11 protein-coding genes are annotated in these 15,324 nt (G+C 56.9%); 3 read left to right on the top strand and 8 right to left on the bottom strand.

Annotated features, from left to right (window positions below; all coding sequences use genetic code 11):
• Positions 1-9 precede the first annotated feature (9 nt).
• Together lsrF and lsrG are read left to right on the top strand one after the other, a co-directional pair.
• Positions 10-897, top strand: a complete 888-nt coding sequence (lsrF, locus tag ACESQ2_RS16580) for a 3-hydroxy-5-phosphonooxypentane-2,4-dione thiolase (protein WP_004125444.1) — start codon at positions 10-12, stop codon at positions 895-897.
• Complete coding sequence (lsrG, locus tag ACESQ2_RS16575) at positions 894-1,190, top strand: (4S)-4-hydroxy-5-phosphonooxypentane-2,3-dione isomerase (RefSeq protein ID WP_004854408.1); 297 nt, start codon at positions 894-896, stop codon at positions 1,188-1,190. The genes lsrF and lsrG overlap by 4 nt, the downstream gene beginning before the upstream one ends.
• Before the next feature lie 39 nt (positions 1,191-1,229).
• On the opposite strand, the gene ygjK is transcribed toward lsrG, so the two are convergent.
• The 7 genes from ygjK to ebgR form a co-directional block, all read right to left on the bottom strand.
• The gene (gene ygjK, locus ACESQ2_RS16570) at positions 1,230-3,578 is read right to left on the bottom strand and encodes an alpha-glucosidase (RefSeq protein WP_373170923.1); all 2,349 of its coding nucleotides are present in this window, start codon (positions 3,576-3,578) and stop codon (positions 1,230-1,232) included.
• A 17-nt stretch (positions 3,579-3,595) separates the two neighbouring features.
• Complete coding sequence (ygjJ, locus tag ACESQ2_RS16565; RefSeq protein ID WP_373170921.1) at positions 3,596-4,654, bottom strand: protein YgjJ; 1,059 nt, start codon at positions 4,652-4,654, stop codon at positions 3,596-3,598.
• A gap of 46 nt (positions 4,655-4,700) precedes the next feature.
• Positions 4,701-6,134, bottom strand: coding sequence for an amino acid permease (locus ACESQ2_RS16560; RefSeq protein ID WP_032693228.1), 1,434 nt, complete (start codon positions 6,132-6,134; stop codon positions 4,701-4,703).
• A gap of 228 nt (positions 6,135-6,362) precedes the next feature.
• A complete protein-coding gene (locus ACESQ2_RS16555; RefSeq protein WP_014226913.1) occupies positions 6,363-7,796 on the bottom strand; it encodes an amino acid permease in 1,434 nt (477 codons plus the stop codon).
• Between the two features lie 93 nt (positions 7,797-7,889).
• Positions 7,890-8,339, bottom strand: coding sequence for a beta-galactosidase subunit beta (locus ACESQ2_RS16550; protein WP_014226912.1), 450 nt, complete (start codon positions 8,337-8,339; stop codon positions 7,890-7,892).
• Complete coding sequence (gene ebgA, locus ACESQ2_RS16545) at positions 8,336-11,428, bottom strand: beta-galactosidase subunit alpha (protein WP_373170917.1); 3,093 nt, start codon at positions 11,426-11,428, stop codon at positions 8,336-8,338. The genes ACESQ2_RS16550 and ebgA overlap by 4 nt, the downstream gene beginning before the upstream one ends.
• A 754-nt stretch (positions 11,429-12,182) precedes the next feature.
• Positions 12,183-13,166, bottom strand: a complete 984-nt coding sequence (gene ebgR, locus ACESQ2_RS16540) for a transcriptional regulator EbgR (RefSeq protein WP_014226910.1) — start codon at positions 13,164-13,166, stop codon at positions 12,183-12,185.
• Positions 13,167-13,385: 219 nt separating this feature from the next.
• On the opposite strand from ebgR, the gene ACESQ2_RS16535 reads away from it, so the two are divergent.
• The gene (locus tag ACESQ2_RS16535) at positions 13,386-13,718 is read left to right on the top strand and encodes a tRNA-binding protein (protein ID WP_014226909.1); all 333 of its coding nucleotides are present in this window, start codon (positions 13,386-13,388) and stop codon (positions 13,716-13,718) included.
• Between the two features lie 37 nt (positions 13,719-13,755).
• Here the strand turns inward: ACESQ2_RS16535 and ygjG are convergent, their stop codons facing one another.
• Complete coding sequence (ygjG, locus tag ACESQ2_RS16530; protein ID WP_004854393.1) at positions 13,756-15,135, bottom strand: putrescine aminotransferase; 1,380 nt, start codon at positions 15,133-15,135, stop codon at positions 13,756-13,758.
• Positions 15,136-15,324: the final 189 nt, after the last annotated feature.

Raw genomic sequence — 15,324 nt, 5'->3', positions numbered from 1 at the left:
GAGAATGAGATGGCTGATTTAGACGATATCAAAGAGGGAAAAAACTTCGGCTTAGACCGTCCGCAGCAGAATACGCTCTATACGCTGAAGGGCTGCGGGTCGCTGGAGTGGGGGATGCAGTCGCGGCTGGCGCGTATCTTCAACCCGCAGAGCAACCGTACGGTGATGCTGGCGTTCGACCACGGCTATTTTCAGGGGCCGACCACCGGGCTGGAGCGTATCGATCTCTCTATTGCGCCGTTGTTCGAAGAGACCGACGTGCTGATGTGCACCCGCGGCGTGCTGCGCAGTCAGGTGCCGGCGGCGACCAACAAACCGGTGGTGCTGCGCGCTTCCGGCGGCAACTCGATCCTCAGCGAGCTTTCCAACGAGTGCGTGGCGGTGGCGATGGAGGACGCGCTGCGACTGAACGTCTGCGCGGTGGCGGCGCAGGTCTATATCGGCAGCGAGCATGAGCATCAGTCGATCAACAACATCATCAAGCTGGTGGACGCCGGCAACCGCTACGGTATGCCGGTGCTGGCGGTAACCGGCGTGGGCAAAGAGATGACCCGCGACGCCCGCTACTTCTCGCTGGCCAGCCGCATTGCCGCTGAAATGGGGGCGCAGTTCGTGAAAACCTACTTTGTTGAGGAAGGCTTTGAGAAAGTCACCGCCAGCTGCCCGGTGCCGATCGTCATCGCCGGGGGCAAAAAGCTGCCGGAGCAGGAGGCGCTGGAGATGTGCTGGCGGGCGATCGACCAGGGGGCTTCCGGCGTGGATATGGGGCGGAATATCTTCCAGTCCAGCGCGCCGCGCGCGATGCTGAAGGCGGTGAAAAAAGTGGTGCATGAGAACCTGAGCGCCCGCGAGGCGTATCAGTTCTGGCAGGAGGAAAAACAGGGAGAGCTGCAATGAACGTAACGCTGGTGGAAATCAATATCAAACCGGAACGGGTCGACGAGTTTCTTGAGGTGTTCCGCGCCAACCACGAAGGGGCGCTGCAGGAGCCGGGCAATCTGCGCTTTGACGTCCTGCAGGACCCGGAGGTGAAGACGCGCTTTTTTATCTATGAAGCCTATATCGACGATGACGCGGTGCTGGCGCACAAGAAAACCCCGCACTATCTGGCCTGCGTGGCGAAGCTGGAGGCGTTGATGTCGCAGCCGCGGCAGAAGCGCAGCTTTATCGGCCTGCTGCCGGAGGTGTAAGACGAGCCCTCACCCCGGCGGGGTGAGGGGACATCGTAGCTACTTACGGAAAAACTCGTTATACAGCATGTACAGATGCGCCGCGCTCCAGGAGAAGTTCGGCGCGCCCTGCTGAGCGCCGGTGAGCGGATTGTAGTTCTCCTGAATCGGGCCATCGGAGGTTAACCCCCGGGCGTGCCTGAAGAAGGCGTCCGCCAGCTGCAGCGCCTCTTCGCGGTGGCCGTAGCGCTCCATCCCTTTCAGGCCGAACCAGAACTGGTCCACCCACACGCGGCCGCGCCAGTAAATATCCGCGCCAAACGCCGGATTCGTTAATGCGGCGGTACCCAGCGGTACGAAAGTATTGAACTCTTTGTTGTCCAGCATCACCGAAATGACGTCATCGGCATGCGCCTGAGTGGCCGCGCCGTTGAACAGCGGCGACCAGCCCTCCGGCCCTTTGCCGCGCTCGACGATCGGCTTACCGGCACAGCCGTTTGCCAGCGGCTGCGCTTCAATGCGAATGTCGTAATAGAATTTGCTCTGCGGGTCGAACATGCAGGTGTTGATATAGTCGGCGAGCTTTTGCGCCAGCGCCCGGTAGCGTTTTGCCTCCTCCGGCTTGCCGAGAAGGGTCGCCATCTCCGCCAGATAGTGGTTGTCGCTGTACATATAGCTGGCCTGATCGACCGACTCCTGCAGCAGCGAATAGCCGAGCAGATTGCCGCTTTTATCCCGGTTTTCAGCAAATTTCACCGTCCAGTCGCTGCGTTTGCCGCCGTCGGCGATGTATTTATCCAGCTGATCTTTATCGATAAAGCCGAAGACCGCCGCGTCGTCGCGCCCCGACTCCCAGGAGGCGGCCACCTGTGCCGGGATCTCCAGGCTGTCGTAATCGCCCTTCGCCGTCACCTGCTCGTAGGTTTTCAGGCCGGAAAGCGTCCGTTCTTTATCGCCCTTTTTCACGGTAAACAGCATCGCGCCATCGGCGGTGTTGTGCGCTTTATCGCGGGTCGCACCGTACTCCGGCACGCCGTTGCCGTTGTGGTCGCGATTGCGTAGCCACCAGTCATGGTAGGCCACCAGCTTCGGGTACATTTCCACCAGCCAGGCTTTATCTTTCGTGACGTTATAGACTTCCATCACCGACCAGGCCGCCAGGCTCGGTTTGGTATTTCGCTCGTTCCAGTTGCTGCCGTCGCCGCCGCGCTCCGGGCTCAGGTTCCAGGCGATCAGATCCGGAATGAACCCGGCATCCTGCGGCCGCACTTTATCGTCGGCGGCAATCTGCCAGTAGAAGACGGCGCGGATGTTCTCTTTCGCGATCTCCGGGTTGAAGTGGGCCATGGCGTAGGCCTGCTTCCAGGTATCCCACGGCCAGGTCTGGTTGCCGGAGAACCAGCGCCCGGTTACCGACGGCGTGACGGTGTTGTGCTTAACGGCGCCGCCCGGCGCGCGCCAGTTGCCGTTAAGGGTTTCGATCGCTTTCACCGCCACCCGGGTTTGCTGCGCCGTGGCATCAGGATTGGTCAGCCCCTTTTGCAGATAGCCGTTCCAGCGCGCCTCGGAAGCGCGCAGATAGTGCGCCGGTCGCGCCAGAATATCGCGGATTTGCGCTTTCTCAAGGCGCACCTGCTCGGCGTTCAGCAGGTGCGAGTAGGTGGTATAGAGCGTGGTCGAGCCGTTGATTTGCGCGCTGCTGGTGAATCGATGGCCATCGATTTGGGTGACCGTCGGCAGGGAGCGATGGATCTGATACTGCGATTCGCCGGAGGTCATTAAATCCGATGCGGAACGGACTTTACCGAAGCTGACCGTCAGTCCGTCGTGGGTCGCGCTCAGGCGGCGCTGATAGTCCGGGAAGGCCTGGTCGATGGTTTGCGTTGACTGCGGTTTCCCCTCTTTGGCGGAGAGCGTCTCCAGCAGCTCGCCGTCCCAGACCAGCTTAAGCGGACCGCTGCTGGTGATTTTAGTCTCCAGTAAAGACGTGTGCGCGCTGGCAAAGCGCAGGGTCATCTCGATCTGTACGCCGGGCGCGGAGAGCGTTTGCACCAGCGCCCCGGGCAGGCTCCAGGCCTGCATGGTGAAGGCCACTTTTTTGCCGTTCTGGTACACCGTCAGGCGATCGAAATAGGTCGCCATAAAGTTGATGTACTCCTCGGTGAGCAGCGCTGGCCCCGGAAAGCTGCCCATGGTGGCTGGACCGTCCGGCAGCAGATGCCCATGCCATGCGCCCAAATCGAAAAACGGGTTGAAACGCTGGTGGTCGTCGCCATCGAAATCCTGCATCGCCTGCGGCGCGCCGCTGCGGTTGATAACATTTTTAAAGTCATCCGCGGTCAGCGCGTGGGCGGAAAAGCTTAGCAGCAGGGTGCAGGCCAGCGGCGTCAGAGTGGTGATGATTTTCACGGTATTGATATCCCTTTTTACCAATAGAAATATTGCATCAGGAAAACCTGGTCGCTCGGGTCTCCGGAGGCGTTTTTCATGTAGAAGCGGCTGTCCGCGGCGGTCGCGAACCGTCCGCCGCCGTATTCGTACCAGATGCCGAACTGCATAAACGAGGTGGTTTCCTCGGCGGCGCGATCCGGGCGGTGTTTGGCGTAGCTATAGGCGGTAGAGAGATACACGCCCTTGAGCGCTTCATACATGGCGCTGGCCATAAAGCCGGTCTCCGTTCCCGGCACGTTTTGCCCCATGGCGCGCCCGGTATGGTGCCAGGCGCGGGCGGCGAGATTGGGGGTGAGAATACCGGTTAACAAGAGCTGACCGGTACCGTCGGTCAGCTCAAGACCGTTCATCCAGGTGACCTTTTCGGCAATATCGTACTGGACGTAGCCGTTGACCATCGCCGGGTAGGTATATTTATCGTCGTAGCGGTCGTATTTGCCGAAATGGAGCCACGCTTTGCTTTCATCGTGGTGCCCGGCGGGCGTGGCAGTCACGCTGTAGCGAAAATCTCCCGCCAGGTTCTGCACCTTGAGCGCGTACATAATATCGCGCGTATTGGGGATCACGTAGCCGAGGTCGGGTGTGAAATCGCCCCACCACTGCAGATCGTCGAGCGATGAATCCTGGCGCAGGCTGAGTATAATCTCGGTGCTACTATCGGTTTTATATCCGCCGTAGAGGCGGTTTATTCCACCTTCGAATCCGCCCCAGCCGTGATCCGGTACCCAGGCATTCCCCTGACGATCGGCCTGGACAGTCCAGCCTTCGCCATAAATTAAGCCAAACCAGCTGCCGTGCTTTATTTCCAGCCCGCCTTCAATATAGGTGCCATCGCTATATTTATGTTTATCCTCGCCTTCTAAATCCATATATCCGCCGACCCCCAGTTCACCGTAAAAACGATAGGAAGTGGCGCTCAGTTCAGGCGTTTTCATGTCATCATGTTCCGCCGGGTGAGCAACATCAGCCGCTACGGCAGGTGTGCACAAGGCCAGGGCGGCAAGCGCCCCGTAAATCAAGTTATTCTTTTTCATCGCATTATTAAGAGATATTGTAATTTATTATTTTAGGGAAAATGGCTTATGACGCGTCGGAAGCCGGCGCCGCTTCAATTCTTTTTTGTTCTATCGTTAATCCCTTCACGTATTTGCTGTATTTCCACCACGCAAATCCGAGGAAGATAACAATGCCGCCGACGTTATAGAAAATAATGGTCAGAATATTGCCGCCGGTGGGAAAGGTTGAGGCGACGAAGCCGATAGCGAAAATAACAATCAGCATCGAGACCACCGTAATACCGGTGGTACGTGAGCCCATTTTAAAATCGCGCGGCAGATGATCGAGCCTGCGGCGCAGGTTGAGGTACGCCAGCATGATAAACAGCGGCGGCAGCATCGAGGCGGCGGCGGTCATGTTGATGATGGTGTTCATTAAATCCTGCACGGTACTGGAGCCCATCATCGGGATAATCATTAGCGGAATCACAATCAGGAACTGGATCCACGCCGCGCGCGCCGGTACGCCGTTTTGATTGAGCTCGACGGTTTTTTTACCAAATATGCCGGCCGGGATTTCGGAGAAAAAGATTTTGACCGGCGTCGCGGTCCACATTAATAACGAACCAAACATGGCGGTAAAGGAGACCAGGCCGACAAAACGGTTGACCACGATTTCCGGCAGGCCAAACCAGACCGCCATGCCGTGGAAGACCTGTACCGATCCGCCGGTATATTTCAGCTCTTTACTGCTGATAAACACGTTAATCAGCACCGAAGAAATGGAGTACAGCACGCCAATCACGATCCCGGCGAGGATAATGACCTTAACAAATGATTTCGATCCGCCTTTCACGTCATTGACGTACACCGCGACGGACTCCGCCCCGCCGGCAGCCATAAAGATCCAGGTGGTGATGCCGAGGAACGCCCAGTTGAAGTTCGGGATCATCGCATCCACGGTAATCGGATCCGCCGGCTGAATACCGCCCACCAGCGCGCTGCCGGAAAGCAGAATGTAGGAGAGCGTCAGCAGCAGCATTAACGACGAGGTCACCGAGGTAATAGGACCCAGCATTTTTGCGCCGTTGGTGGACACCCAGGTCGACAGGGCGAACAGCGCCATGCTCAACATCGTGGTGGCGACGGGGGTCAGAATGTACTCGTAGCCGAGGAAGGCGTAGGAGGCATACGCGATGACCCTCGGCAGCAGTGAGGTAAAAAAGAACAGATTCACAAACCAGTAGGTATAGGCGGTAATAAAAGCCCAACGTCCGCCCAGCGAGCTTTTCACCCAGGCATAAACGCCCGCTTCAGAGTTTTTATTCAGCGAAACGAATTCCGCGATGATCAGACAGAAAGGAACGAAATAGAGCAGGGTGGCGAGGAAGAACATCGGAGCAGAGGCCAGTCCCAGCTCAATATTGTTATTGATCACGTTGTTAAAACTGAAGACGGCAGCGAAGGTCAGCGACAGCAGGCCGAACTTGCCGATGGTATTACGTTTGATATCAGACATAACACATCTCCACACATTGTCCTTCAGAGAATGGCCGAAGGGGATTGTGTTGTTTGTAGGGTAGAGGTAGTTAAGTATTGTGGTTAATTTTAGTAAAAATTTTAGTAAATAAAAGCGGTAAAAATGAATTGCTTTAACTCGATCACGAAAATGGTTGAGCGTGAGATCCTGGCTGGCGGGTAAAAAAATCCCGCCGGGCGATTTAACGCTGGCGGGAGGAACGGTCGCTTATTTCACCGGATTTACCGCTGATTTCAGCACCGATGGCTGGCTCTTGCGCTGTTTTTTCTCAAAGCGGGTTATCCACCACCACGCGAGTCCGGAGAAGACTGCGGTCATAAAGACGTTAATGAAGAAGGCATTCACCAGATCGACCCCCGGTGGGAAAGCCGAGGCGGTCATGCTGACCAGGAAAATCACCATCAGCATCGACACCACGGCCATCCCAACCTTTCGTGACCCCATGCGGAAGTCGCGCGGCGTGTCGTCGTGTTTCCAGCGGAAAACAAAGTAGGCGGCCATGATAAACAGCGGCGGTAGCATCGCGGTACCCGCGGTCAGGTTGATAGCGGTGTTCATCATTTGCTGAACGCTGGCGGAGCCGAAACCGTTCACGATGAGCATCAGAAAGACGAAGACAAATTGCCACCAGGCGGCGCGCACCGGCACGCCGTGGACGTTCAGCTCGGTGGTTTTTTTGCCATAGATGCCGGCAGGAATTTCAGAGAAGTGAATTTTTACCGGTGCGGCGGTCCACATCATCATGCTGCCGAAAATGGCGATAAACAGAATGATGCCGACGAAGCGGCCCATCAGCGCTTCTGAAATATGGAAATAGGCGCCGAGGCCGGTGAAGATTTCCACCATGCCGGCCGCATAGGTCAGATCTTCACGTGCCACAAAGACGTTGACCAGCAAAGAGCCCAGCGCGTACATGCCGCCAATCAGGATCCCGGCGGTGATGATGACTTTAATAAACGATTTCTGCCCACCTTTGGTGTCGTTCAGGTACGCGGCGACGGTTTCAGCCCCGCCTGCCGCCTGGAAAATCCAGCACATGATCCCCAGCGTCGCCCAGTTGATGGTAGGCGCCATGGCGTGCAGCGTAATCGGCTGCGCGGGGACATGGCCCGCGCCCAGCGCGGTAAAAGCGCCGACCACGTAAATCGCAAATAGCGCGAAGACGCCATACGCCACGCATTCGGAGATTTTCCCCAGCCAGGTCGCGCCTTTAGTGGAAATGTGGGTGGCCATGGCGAACAGGACGATAGAGATCAGCGACGTGACCATCGGCGAGAAAGGAATGGCGTAACCCATAATGGCGTACGAGGCGTAGGCCACCACGTTCGGCAGCAGCGACAGGAAAAAGAACAGGTTCACAAACCAGTACAGGAACGAGCCGAGATAGGCCGCGCGGGTACCTAAAGGCTGCTTCAGCCAGGCGTACATACCTGATTCGGAATTCTTATTCGCTGACACGAATTCGGCGATGATAAACACAAACGGAATAAAATAGACCACCGTCGCAAACAGAAAGATAGGGGCGGAGCTGAGCCCTAACTCGATGTTGTTATTAACAATATTTCGTACGTTAAATACGGCGGCAAACGCCATCGACAGCAGGGCGAATTTACCTATTTTGGCACGAACTGATTCGGACATAAGTCCTCCGAAAAATTATCTGGCCCGCATTGAGGGTTAGGGCCGGGAAGGCCAGCGAGTCGATCCGCTGGCCTCATCTTGCTTCACGCGGGCTTACTTATTCAGGAAGTAGCCGTCTTCGATAGTTACTCTGAGCACCACCTTTTTGACCGGCGAGTCGCAGATAAAGCGATAGGCTTCATGGGTGTCGCAAATCACCATTTGTCCTTCGTGAACCTGCACGGTTTCACCAATACCTTTCAAATATTCACGGTCGGTTTCATCGCGATAGCAGGCCACGGTCTGCAGCTGCTCTTTGGCGGCAAACTCAATTTTTTGCTGACCCTGAAGGTAGTAATGCACCTCGAAATAGCGGCGGTTGCCAACGAACAGCGCATCCGTGGTGCTGTCGCTTGCCACGCGATAGGAGAGCGAATCGCCGATAGAGTGGGCCACCCCGGGCCGAATATTGTCGATGTTATTAATCGCTTCTACGCAGCGCTGCCATTTACGCCCACTGTGATAAATTTGCTTAAACTGTTCTAAGTTATCGAGAATTCTCATTTTTCAGCCTCGCTGTGTGAATCGGAGGAAAAGAAACCGGCGCCAAAGCTATGATTCGCCAGCGTCTGCGAGGAAGCGCTCCCGCCTTCCAGCGGCAGCAGCGTAAAGCCATAGTTGAACGGTTTGAGCCACACCCGCCAGCTATCCAGCACCTCGCTCCCCCAGGAGTTAGAGCCCAGGCCGAGCAGTTGGGCATCGATATTCAGGGTGATGTCATCGCTGCGACGCAGTTCGTTACAGTGCTGCGCGGCGTGCAGATTCTCCGCCGTATAGTGCCAGGCGCTGATGTTGAGCGGATCGCGCGGGACCACCATCAGACCGCTGCCGTGACGGTCGGTAAACGCGGCCCAGCGGACGTGCTGGCGGTTGCCGTTGTTCTGCGGGAACGGATAGTTCACGAACATGTCGTCCACGGTGGTGCGCCAGAGGTCAATGATGTTGCTCTGCTGGCTGTCGGCGTAGTTTTCGCCGGGACCGCGACCGTAGTAATCCACCTGTTCAAACTGGCCGTTAATGCCCAGCATAAAACCGATGCACGGCACGATGTGCGGATAGTCGCCGTAACGTTCGCCCGCAAGCTCAACGTTAATATGCCCCTGCGGGGTAATCTGCCAGCGATAGGTGCAGCGCATGCCGAAATCGAAAACCGGCGGGGCGATGATGCTGCGGGCGGTGATAATCACCGTATCGCCGCGCTGCTCGGCGCTGAATTCACGCAGATGCTCCTGCATGATTTGCAGATGATTGGGCTGCCACAGCCCTTCATATTCCTGCTTGTGGTTATCAATCATTGGCTTGAAGAAGTTAATCTTCGGCTCACGGGTCACCTGGTCTACGCCGTTCACCTGCCATTCGCTCAGTTTGCCGCTGATTTTAGAGAAGACCACGCGGAAGTTATGCCCGGTGATGCTGTAGCTCAGTCGTTCATCAGCTATCCGTAGCGGGGTTGCGCTGGCATTTATCAGCGTTGATTTCGTTGCCGTCTGTTCTTTTAGCCGGAACTGGTAAATGGCGATCGGATGGTTAGCCTCGCTGTACGGCGTACGGGAATCTTTGGTTACCATGATGTTGACGAAGGTTTCGCGATCGTCCAGCTCCGGCAGGTCGATAGTGATATCGCGGCCGCTGTTTGGCGCAAGATCGCGCACCTTAAGCTGCTGGCTGGCAAGCGTAGCCCCCTCGGCGCGCACTTCCACGCGCAGGGTGTAGTCATCGAGGGTCGAGAACCAGAGCTTATTGTCGATGCGCAGCTCGCCGCGGGCGATGTCGGTCGCCTGAACTTTTACCGGGGCGATAACCTGCTTGTACTCTCTGAGCCCGGGTCCAGGCGTCTGGTCGGAGAAAATCAGCCCGTCGAGGCAGAAGTTGTAGTTATTGGGATAGTCGCCGTAGTCGCCGCCGAATTTGTACCATACCGCGCCGCTGTCGTCGGTGGCCTGGATTCCGTGATCGCACCACTCCCATACGTAGTGGCCCTGAATACTGTCATGCTGATAGAACACGTTCTGGTATTCGCTCAGCCCGCCGGGACCGTTGCCCATCGCATGGGCGTATTCGCAGATAATCCGCGGCTTGGCATGCGGATATTCCCCAAATTCGTTCATCAGCGGTACGCGGGTATACATGGTGGAGATGATATCCACCACCTCCGCGTCGCGATCCTCTTCGTAATGCACCAGCCGGGTATCATCGATCGCTTTAGCGGCGTGATACATTGCGCGAATGTTGCAGCCGTAGCCGGACTCGTTGCCCAGCGACCAGATGACGATCGACGGATGGTTTTTCTGCGCGTGGACGTGGCGCACGATTCGCTCAACGTAAATATGCTCCCATGCCGGGTCATCGGTGATGGCGCTAAGGTTGCCGACGTTGGCGAAGCCGTGGGATTCGACATCGGTTTCCGCCATCACGAACAGGCCGTAAATGTCGCACATCTCATAGAAACGCGGGTCATTGGGGTAGTGGGCGGTACGTACCGAGTTGATATTGTGCTGCTTCATCAGCAGCAGATCTTTCTCAACGCGATCCATTCCTACGGCGCGGCCCTTCAGATGGTCGTTGTCGTGACGGTTAACGCCGTGGAGCATCACGTAGCGGTTATTGATATAGAACAGGCCGTTGCGCACTTTGATATCGCGAAAACCGACGCGCTGCGGGATAACTTCGATAATCTCCCCGGCGGCGTTTTTCAGCGTCATCACCAGGTGATAGAGCCAGGGATTTTCTGCCGACCACTGCTGCGGCGCCTTCACGTCGATCGCAAAGTCGACGTTCAGCAGATGGCTGACGCTCAGGCGCGGCGTTGCGCCTTCATACAGCACCTTTTCGCCGTCGAACAGCGCGTATTCCAGCGTCGCTGCGACCGGCTGCGCGGCGAGATTTTCCAGTACCAGCTGGCAGGAGAGCGTGGCGTCGACGTAGTCATCGTTAAAATCGGTGCGCAGAGTGAAGTCCTGGACGTGAAGCGGGTTTTTGCCCATCAGATACACGTCGCGGAAGATACCCGCCGACCACCACATATCTTGATCTTCTATATAGGTGGAGTCCGCCCACTGCATGACGCGCACGCAAAGCAGGTTGTCGCCGGTTTTTACCGCGTGACTAATATCAAACTCCGCCGTCAGGCGGCTGCCTTTGCTGAAACCGATGTACTGACCGTTAACGTACACTTCAAAATAGGTTTCGGCGCCATCAAATTTAATCAGGGTCTGCTGGCCCTGCCAGCCCTCGCTGAGGGTAAAGATGCGCTGATAGGCGCCGGTAGGGTTGTCGGTCGGCACGTAGGGAACGTCAATCGGGAAAGGAAAGCCTTCGTCGGTGTACTGTAGCTGGCCGTGGCCTTCCATCTGCCACATTCCCGGTACGGTAATCGGCCCCCAGTCGCTCATGTATTGCGAGGTGAACGCTTCCGGCACCCGCAGCGGGTTGTTAAAGAAGCAGAAGTTCCACTGTCCGCTAAGGGACAAAAAGCGGCTGCTGGTTTCACGGGCGAAGGTTCGCGCCTGGGCCTGCGAATCGTAAGAGAAGAAATAGGCGCGCGGAGGCAGCCGGTTTTCATGAGTGAGTTGAAGATTTTCCCAGCGATTCATATCGCCTCCCTGAACGGACTAAACGGATGGAGGTTATTTTAGTAAAATTTTTACTAAATAAAATCACCGGGAGCGATTTACTTTAACTCGATCACAAAATGAGCGTTACCGGACGCCTGCGGTTAGCGTCGGGAAGGGGACATTCCCGGAGGCGATGCTGCGCATCTGTCCGGGCTACCGTTTGGCAGGCGGCGGTGAACCCGTAGCCCGGGCAAGGCGCGGTAAGCGCCGCCCCCGGGAGCAGAGCGCAGAGAGGTGGAGTTTCCCGGAGGCGATGCTGGCGCATCTGTCCGGGCTTGTTTTGCAGACGGCGGTGAACCCGTAGCCCGGGCAAGGCGCGTCAAGCGCCGCCCCCGGGAGCCGGGCGCAGAGAGGGGGAATTTCCCGGAGGCGATGCTGGCGCATCTGTCCGGGCTACCGTTTGGCAGACGGCGGTGAACCCGTAGCCCGGGCAAGGCGCGGTAAGCGCCGTCCCGGGAGCAGAGCGCAGAGAGGTGGAGTTTCCCGGAGGCGATGCTGGCGCATCTGTCCGGGCTACTGTTTGGCAGACGGCGGTGAACCCGTAGCCCGGGCAAGGCGCGATAAGCGCCGCCCCCGGGAGCCGGGCGCAGAGAGGGGGAATTTCCCGGAGGCGATGCTGCGCATCTGTCCGGGCTACCGTTTGGCAAACGGCGGTGAACCCGTAGCCCGGGCAAGGCGCGATAAGCGCCGCCCCCGGGAGCCGGGCGCAGAGGATTTAGCGTCAGAAACGGGATTAGCGGGTGGTGCCGCGCAGCTTCAGCACGCTGGGGACAAAGACGTTTAGCGGCAGCGCGCGGCCATCGCGGGCTTTCTCAACCAGCAGGTTGACGCCCTGGCTGCCCATCATTTCTGAATGAATGCGCACCGTGGAGAGCGGCGGAAAGGTAAAACGCGCGGTGGGGATATCGTTAACGCTAATGAGCGAAATATCTTCCGGGATCGAGAGACCGCGTTCATGAATGGCGCGCAGCACGCCGATGGCGATAGAGTCTGACGCGACGAACAGCGCGGTGGGGAAATCCGCCTTTGCCAGCATCGTTTTTGCCAGCTCATAGCCGGAGGAACTGGAAAACCCGCCGCGCCAGATATCTTCTTCCGAGACCACTCCCTTCAGGCGGCCATATTCGACGAAGGCCACTTCGCGGATGTCGGCTTTACCCGGCTCATCCTGGCCACCAATAAAGCCGATGCGCCGCGCGCCCTGGGCGATAAAAAAGTCGATAACTTCTTTGGCGATGCGCACCAGATCGATGTCGACGGCGTCATAGCCGCTGCCGGGTTCATGGAAATCAATAAAGCAGACGTTGTCGGTTAACGCCGTGGCGGCGTCGCGAATCGCCCGCGAAGGCTGGCCGACAATCAGAACGCCGGTCACTTTTTTCAGCTCGGGTAGCGCGTTGTTAAAGTAGCAGTTGGTCAACTCGATACCGAGCTTTTCGCATTGCGTTTCGATGCCGTGGCGGATCGCCAGATAGTAAGGATCGTTGATTTCCAGATCCTGCTGGTAGCTGTAGATGGCCAGAATATGGTGGTGGCCGACGGTGTGAACCTGAGCCTTACGCGAGCTGGTACTTTTATATTCCAGCTTTTCCGCCACCTCAAGAATGCGATGTTTTGTCTCTTCTTTCACGTTCAGAGTGGGGTCGTCGTTTAAAACGCGGGAAACCGTTGCCAGTGAAACGCCTGCTTCGGTCGCGATATCTTTTAGTGTGGCCATTGTTTTCCTTATCTGACGTTGCCCCATCGACGCAAACCATTGTAAAGCAAGCGCGGGCAGCTGCATCTCTTTTCAGTAAATTTCCGCCGTATTATTCATCCCCACCGCAGCGTTTCCAGCGCGCAAAAGAGTGATGAATCTAACATTCTTCGCACTATTATGCGGAAACCTCGCCGACATTTGTTATCTTTTACTAAAATTTTACTTGAGAGGTGCAAGATGGAAACGGTGCTTTATGCTGATTTTGCCAGACTGGAAATGCGTACGGGAAAAATTGTGGCGATAAAACGACATGAGAATGCCGACAAGCTCTATATTGCCCGGATTGATGTTGGCGATCGCACGCTGCAGACGGTAACCAGCCTCGTGCCGTACTACAGCGAAGAAGAGCTGCTGGGAAAAACGGTCGTGGTCCTGTGTAATCTGGCGAAAGCCAAAATGCGCGGTGAAACCTCGGAGTGCATGCTGCTTTGCGCCGAAACGGACGATGGCAGCGAAAGCGTACTGCTTACGCCGGAAAGGGCGATGCCTGCTGGCGTGCGGGTGGTATAACGCGATGCCCTCTCCCTGTGAGGGAGAGGGCAGGTCACTACGCCTCTTCCACCGAAACCCGCAGCGCCGCCAGCGCCAGGCGGGCCGCTTTTAGCACCTGTTCACACTGCTCAGGGGTCAGCGTCAGCGGCGGTTCAATGCGGATCGTCCTTGCGTTGTTGAGCGTTCCTGCCACCAGTACGCGTTGGCGGAACATCTCGCTGGCAAAGTCATAGCCGATTTCGTTATCGACAAACTCAATGGCCATCAGCATACCTTTGCCGCGCACGTCATTCACCAGATCCGGATATTCGCGGGCCAGCTGACGGAAGCCGTCCAGCAGCATGTCGCCTTTCTGCTCCGCCTGCGCGGGCAGGTTTTGCGTCAGCAGCACATTGATGGTCGCCAGCGCCGCCGCGCAGGCCAGCGGGTTGCCGCCGAACGTGGTGGTATGCAGGAACGGGTTATCGAACAGCACCGAGAATACCTCTTCGGTGGCGACCGTTGCGCCAATCGGCATGACGCCGCCGCCCAACGCTTTGGCAAGGCACAGAATGTCCGGCTGGACGTTTTCATGCTCGCAGGCGAACATCTTGCCGGTGCGCCCCATGCCGGTTTGCACTTCATCGAGGATCAGCAGCGCGCCAAACTCGTCGCACAGCTTGCGCACCGCGGGCAGATAGCCCGGCGGCGGCAGAATCACCCCGCCTTCGCCCTGAATAGGCTCAAGGATCACCGCCGCGACGTCATCACCGGTCTTTTTGCACTCGCTCAGCAGGGTGCGCATCGCGTTGATATCGCCAAAAGGCACGTGACGGAATCCCGGCAGCAGCGGCATAAAAGGCTTACGGAAAGTCGATTTCGCGGTGGCCGAAAGCGCGCCCAGCGACTTACCGTGAAACGCGCCGCTGGTGGCGACGAAGGTAAACTTGCCGCGCGGAGACTGATAAGCCTTCGCCAGCTTTAACGCTGCTTCGACCGATTCGGTACCGCTGTTGCTAAAGAAGCTGTATTTCAGTTTGCCCGGCGTTAAGGCCGCCAGGGTTTTAGCCAGCATGGCCCGCAGCGGGTCCAGCAGTTCCTGACTATGAAGGGGTTGTTTAGCGAGCTGATTTTCGACGGCGGAAACGACAACTGGATTACGGTGCCCTACATTAAAAATCCCAAACCCACCCAGGCAGTCGATAAACTCCTGTCCCTGAGTGTCGACAAGCGTATTTAACCCTCCCGCTTGCCACTCTACGGCTCCGTAATCCCCGCCAGCAGTGACCGATTTTCGATACGCTAAAAACCCCGGGTTCACATGCTCTTTAAAGTATTCCCTGACCTCCTGGTTAAGTGATTTCATCTCCTCATGATCGAGCGTTCGCTTCTCAATGAGATTCAGTGCGTGTGCGCTGCAGGCCAGAGCCGATGCGCTGGAAGGTAACCTGTTCAAAATATGCTCCTGGGCGGGGCGTATCACATGATACTGAATTAAGTATTGCAGGGATTACGCCACTTCGGCGCGGGCCAGGAAAATCGGGATAAACGCAACGTGAAATTGCGGTTGAGCAAAATTTAATCTTATCGCGAAATTATTGGCATGTTTTACTCCTGAAGGCGTGAAACCATGCGCAGAAGGGGT

It is taken from the genome of Klebsiella sp. Q11 (assembly GCF_964241505.1).
In the GTDB taxonomy this organism is placed as follows: Bacteria; Pseudomonadota; Gammaproteobacteria; order Enterobacterales; family Enterobacteriaceae; genus Klebsiella; species Klebsiella michiganensis.
The sequence above is the reverse complement of the archived record's forward strand: the minus strand, read 5'-3'. Positions and strand labels throughout refer to the sequence as shown.

Coding starts and splice junctions, on each gene's coding strand:
- ACESQ2_RS16550 (WP_014226912.1), bottom strand. CDS start 8,339: ATGAGAATTCTCGATAACTTAGAACAGTTTAAGCAAATTTATCACAGT.
- ACESQ2_RS16560 (WP_032693228.1), bottom strand. CDS start 6,134: ATGTCTGATATCAAACGTAATACCATCGGCAAGTTCGGCCTGCTGTCG.
- ygjJ (WP_373170921.1), bottom strand. CDS start 4,654: ATGAAAAAGAATAACTTGATTTACGGGGCGCTTGCCGCCCTGGCCTTG.
- ebgA (WP_373170917.1), bottom strand. CDS start 11,428: ATGAATCGCTGGGAAAATCTTCAACTCACTCATGAAAACCGGCTGCCT.
- ACESQ2_RS16555 (WP_014226913.1), bottom strand. CDS start 7,796: ATGTCCGAATCAGTTCGTGCCAAAATAGGTAAATTCGCCCTGCTGTCG.
- ACESQ2_RS16535 (WP_014226909.1), top strand. CDS start 13,386: ATGGAAACGGTGCTTTATGCTGATTTTGCCAGACTGGAAATGCGTACG.
- lsrF (WP_004125444.1), top strand. CDS start 10: ATGGCTGATTTAGACGATATCAAAGAGGGAAAAAACTTCGGCTTAGAC.
- ebgR (WP_014226910.1), bottom strand. CDS start 13,166: ATGGCCACACTAAAAGATATCGCGACCGAAGCAGGCGTTTCACTGGCA.
- lsrG (WP_004854408.1), top strand. CDS start 894: ATGAACGTAACGCTGGTGGAAATCAATATCAAACCGGAACGGGTCGAC.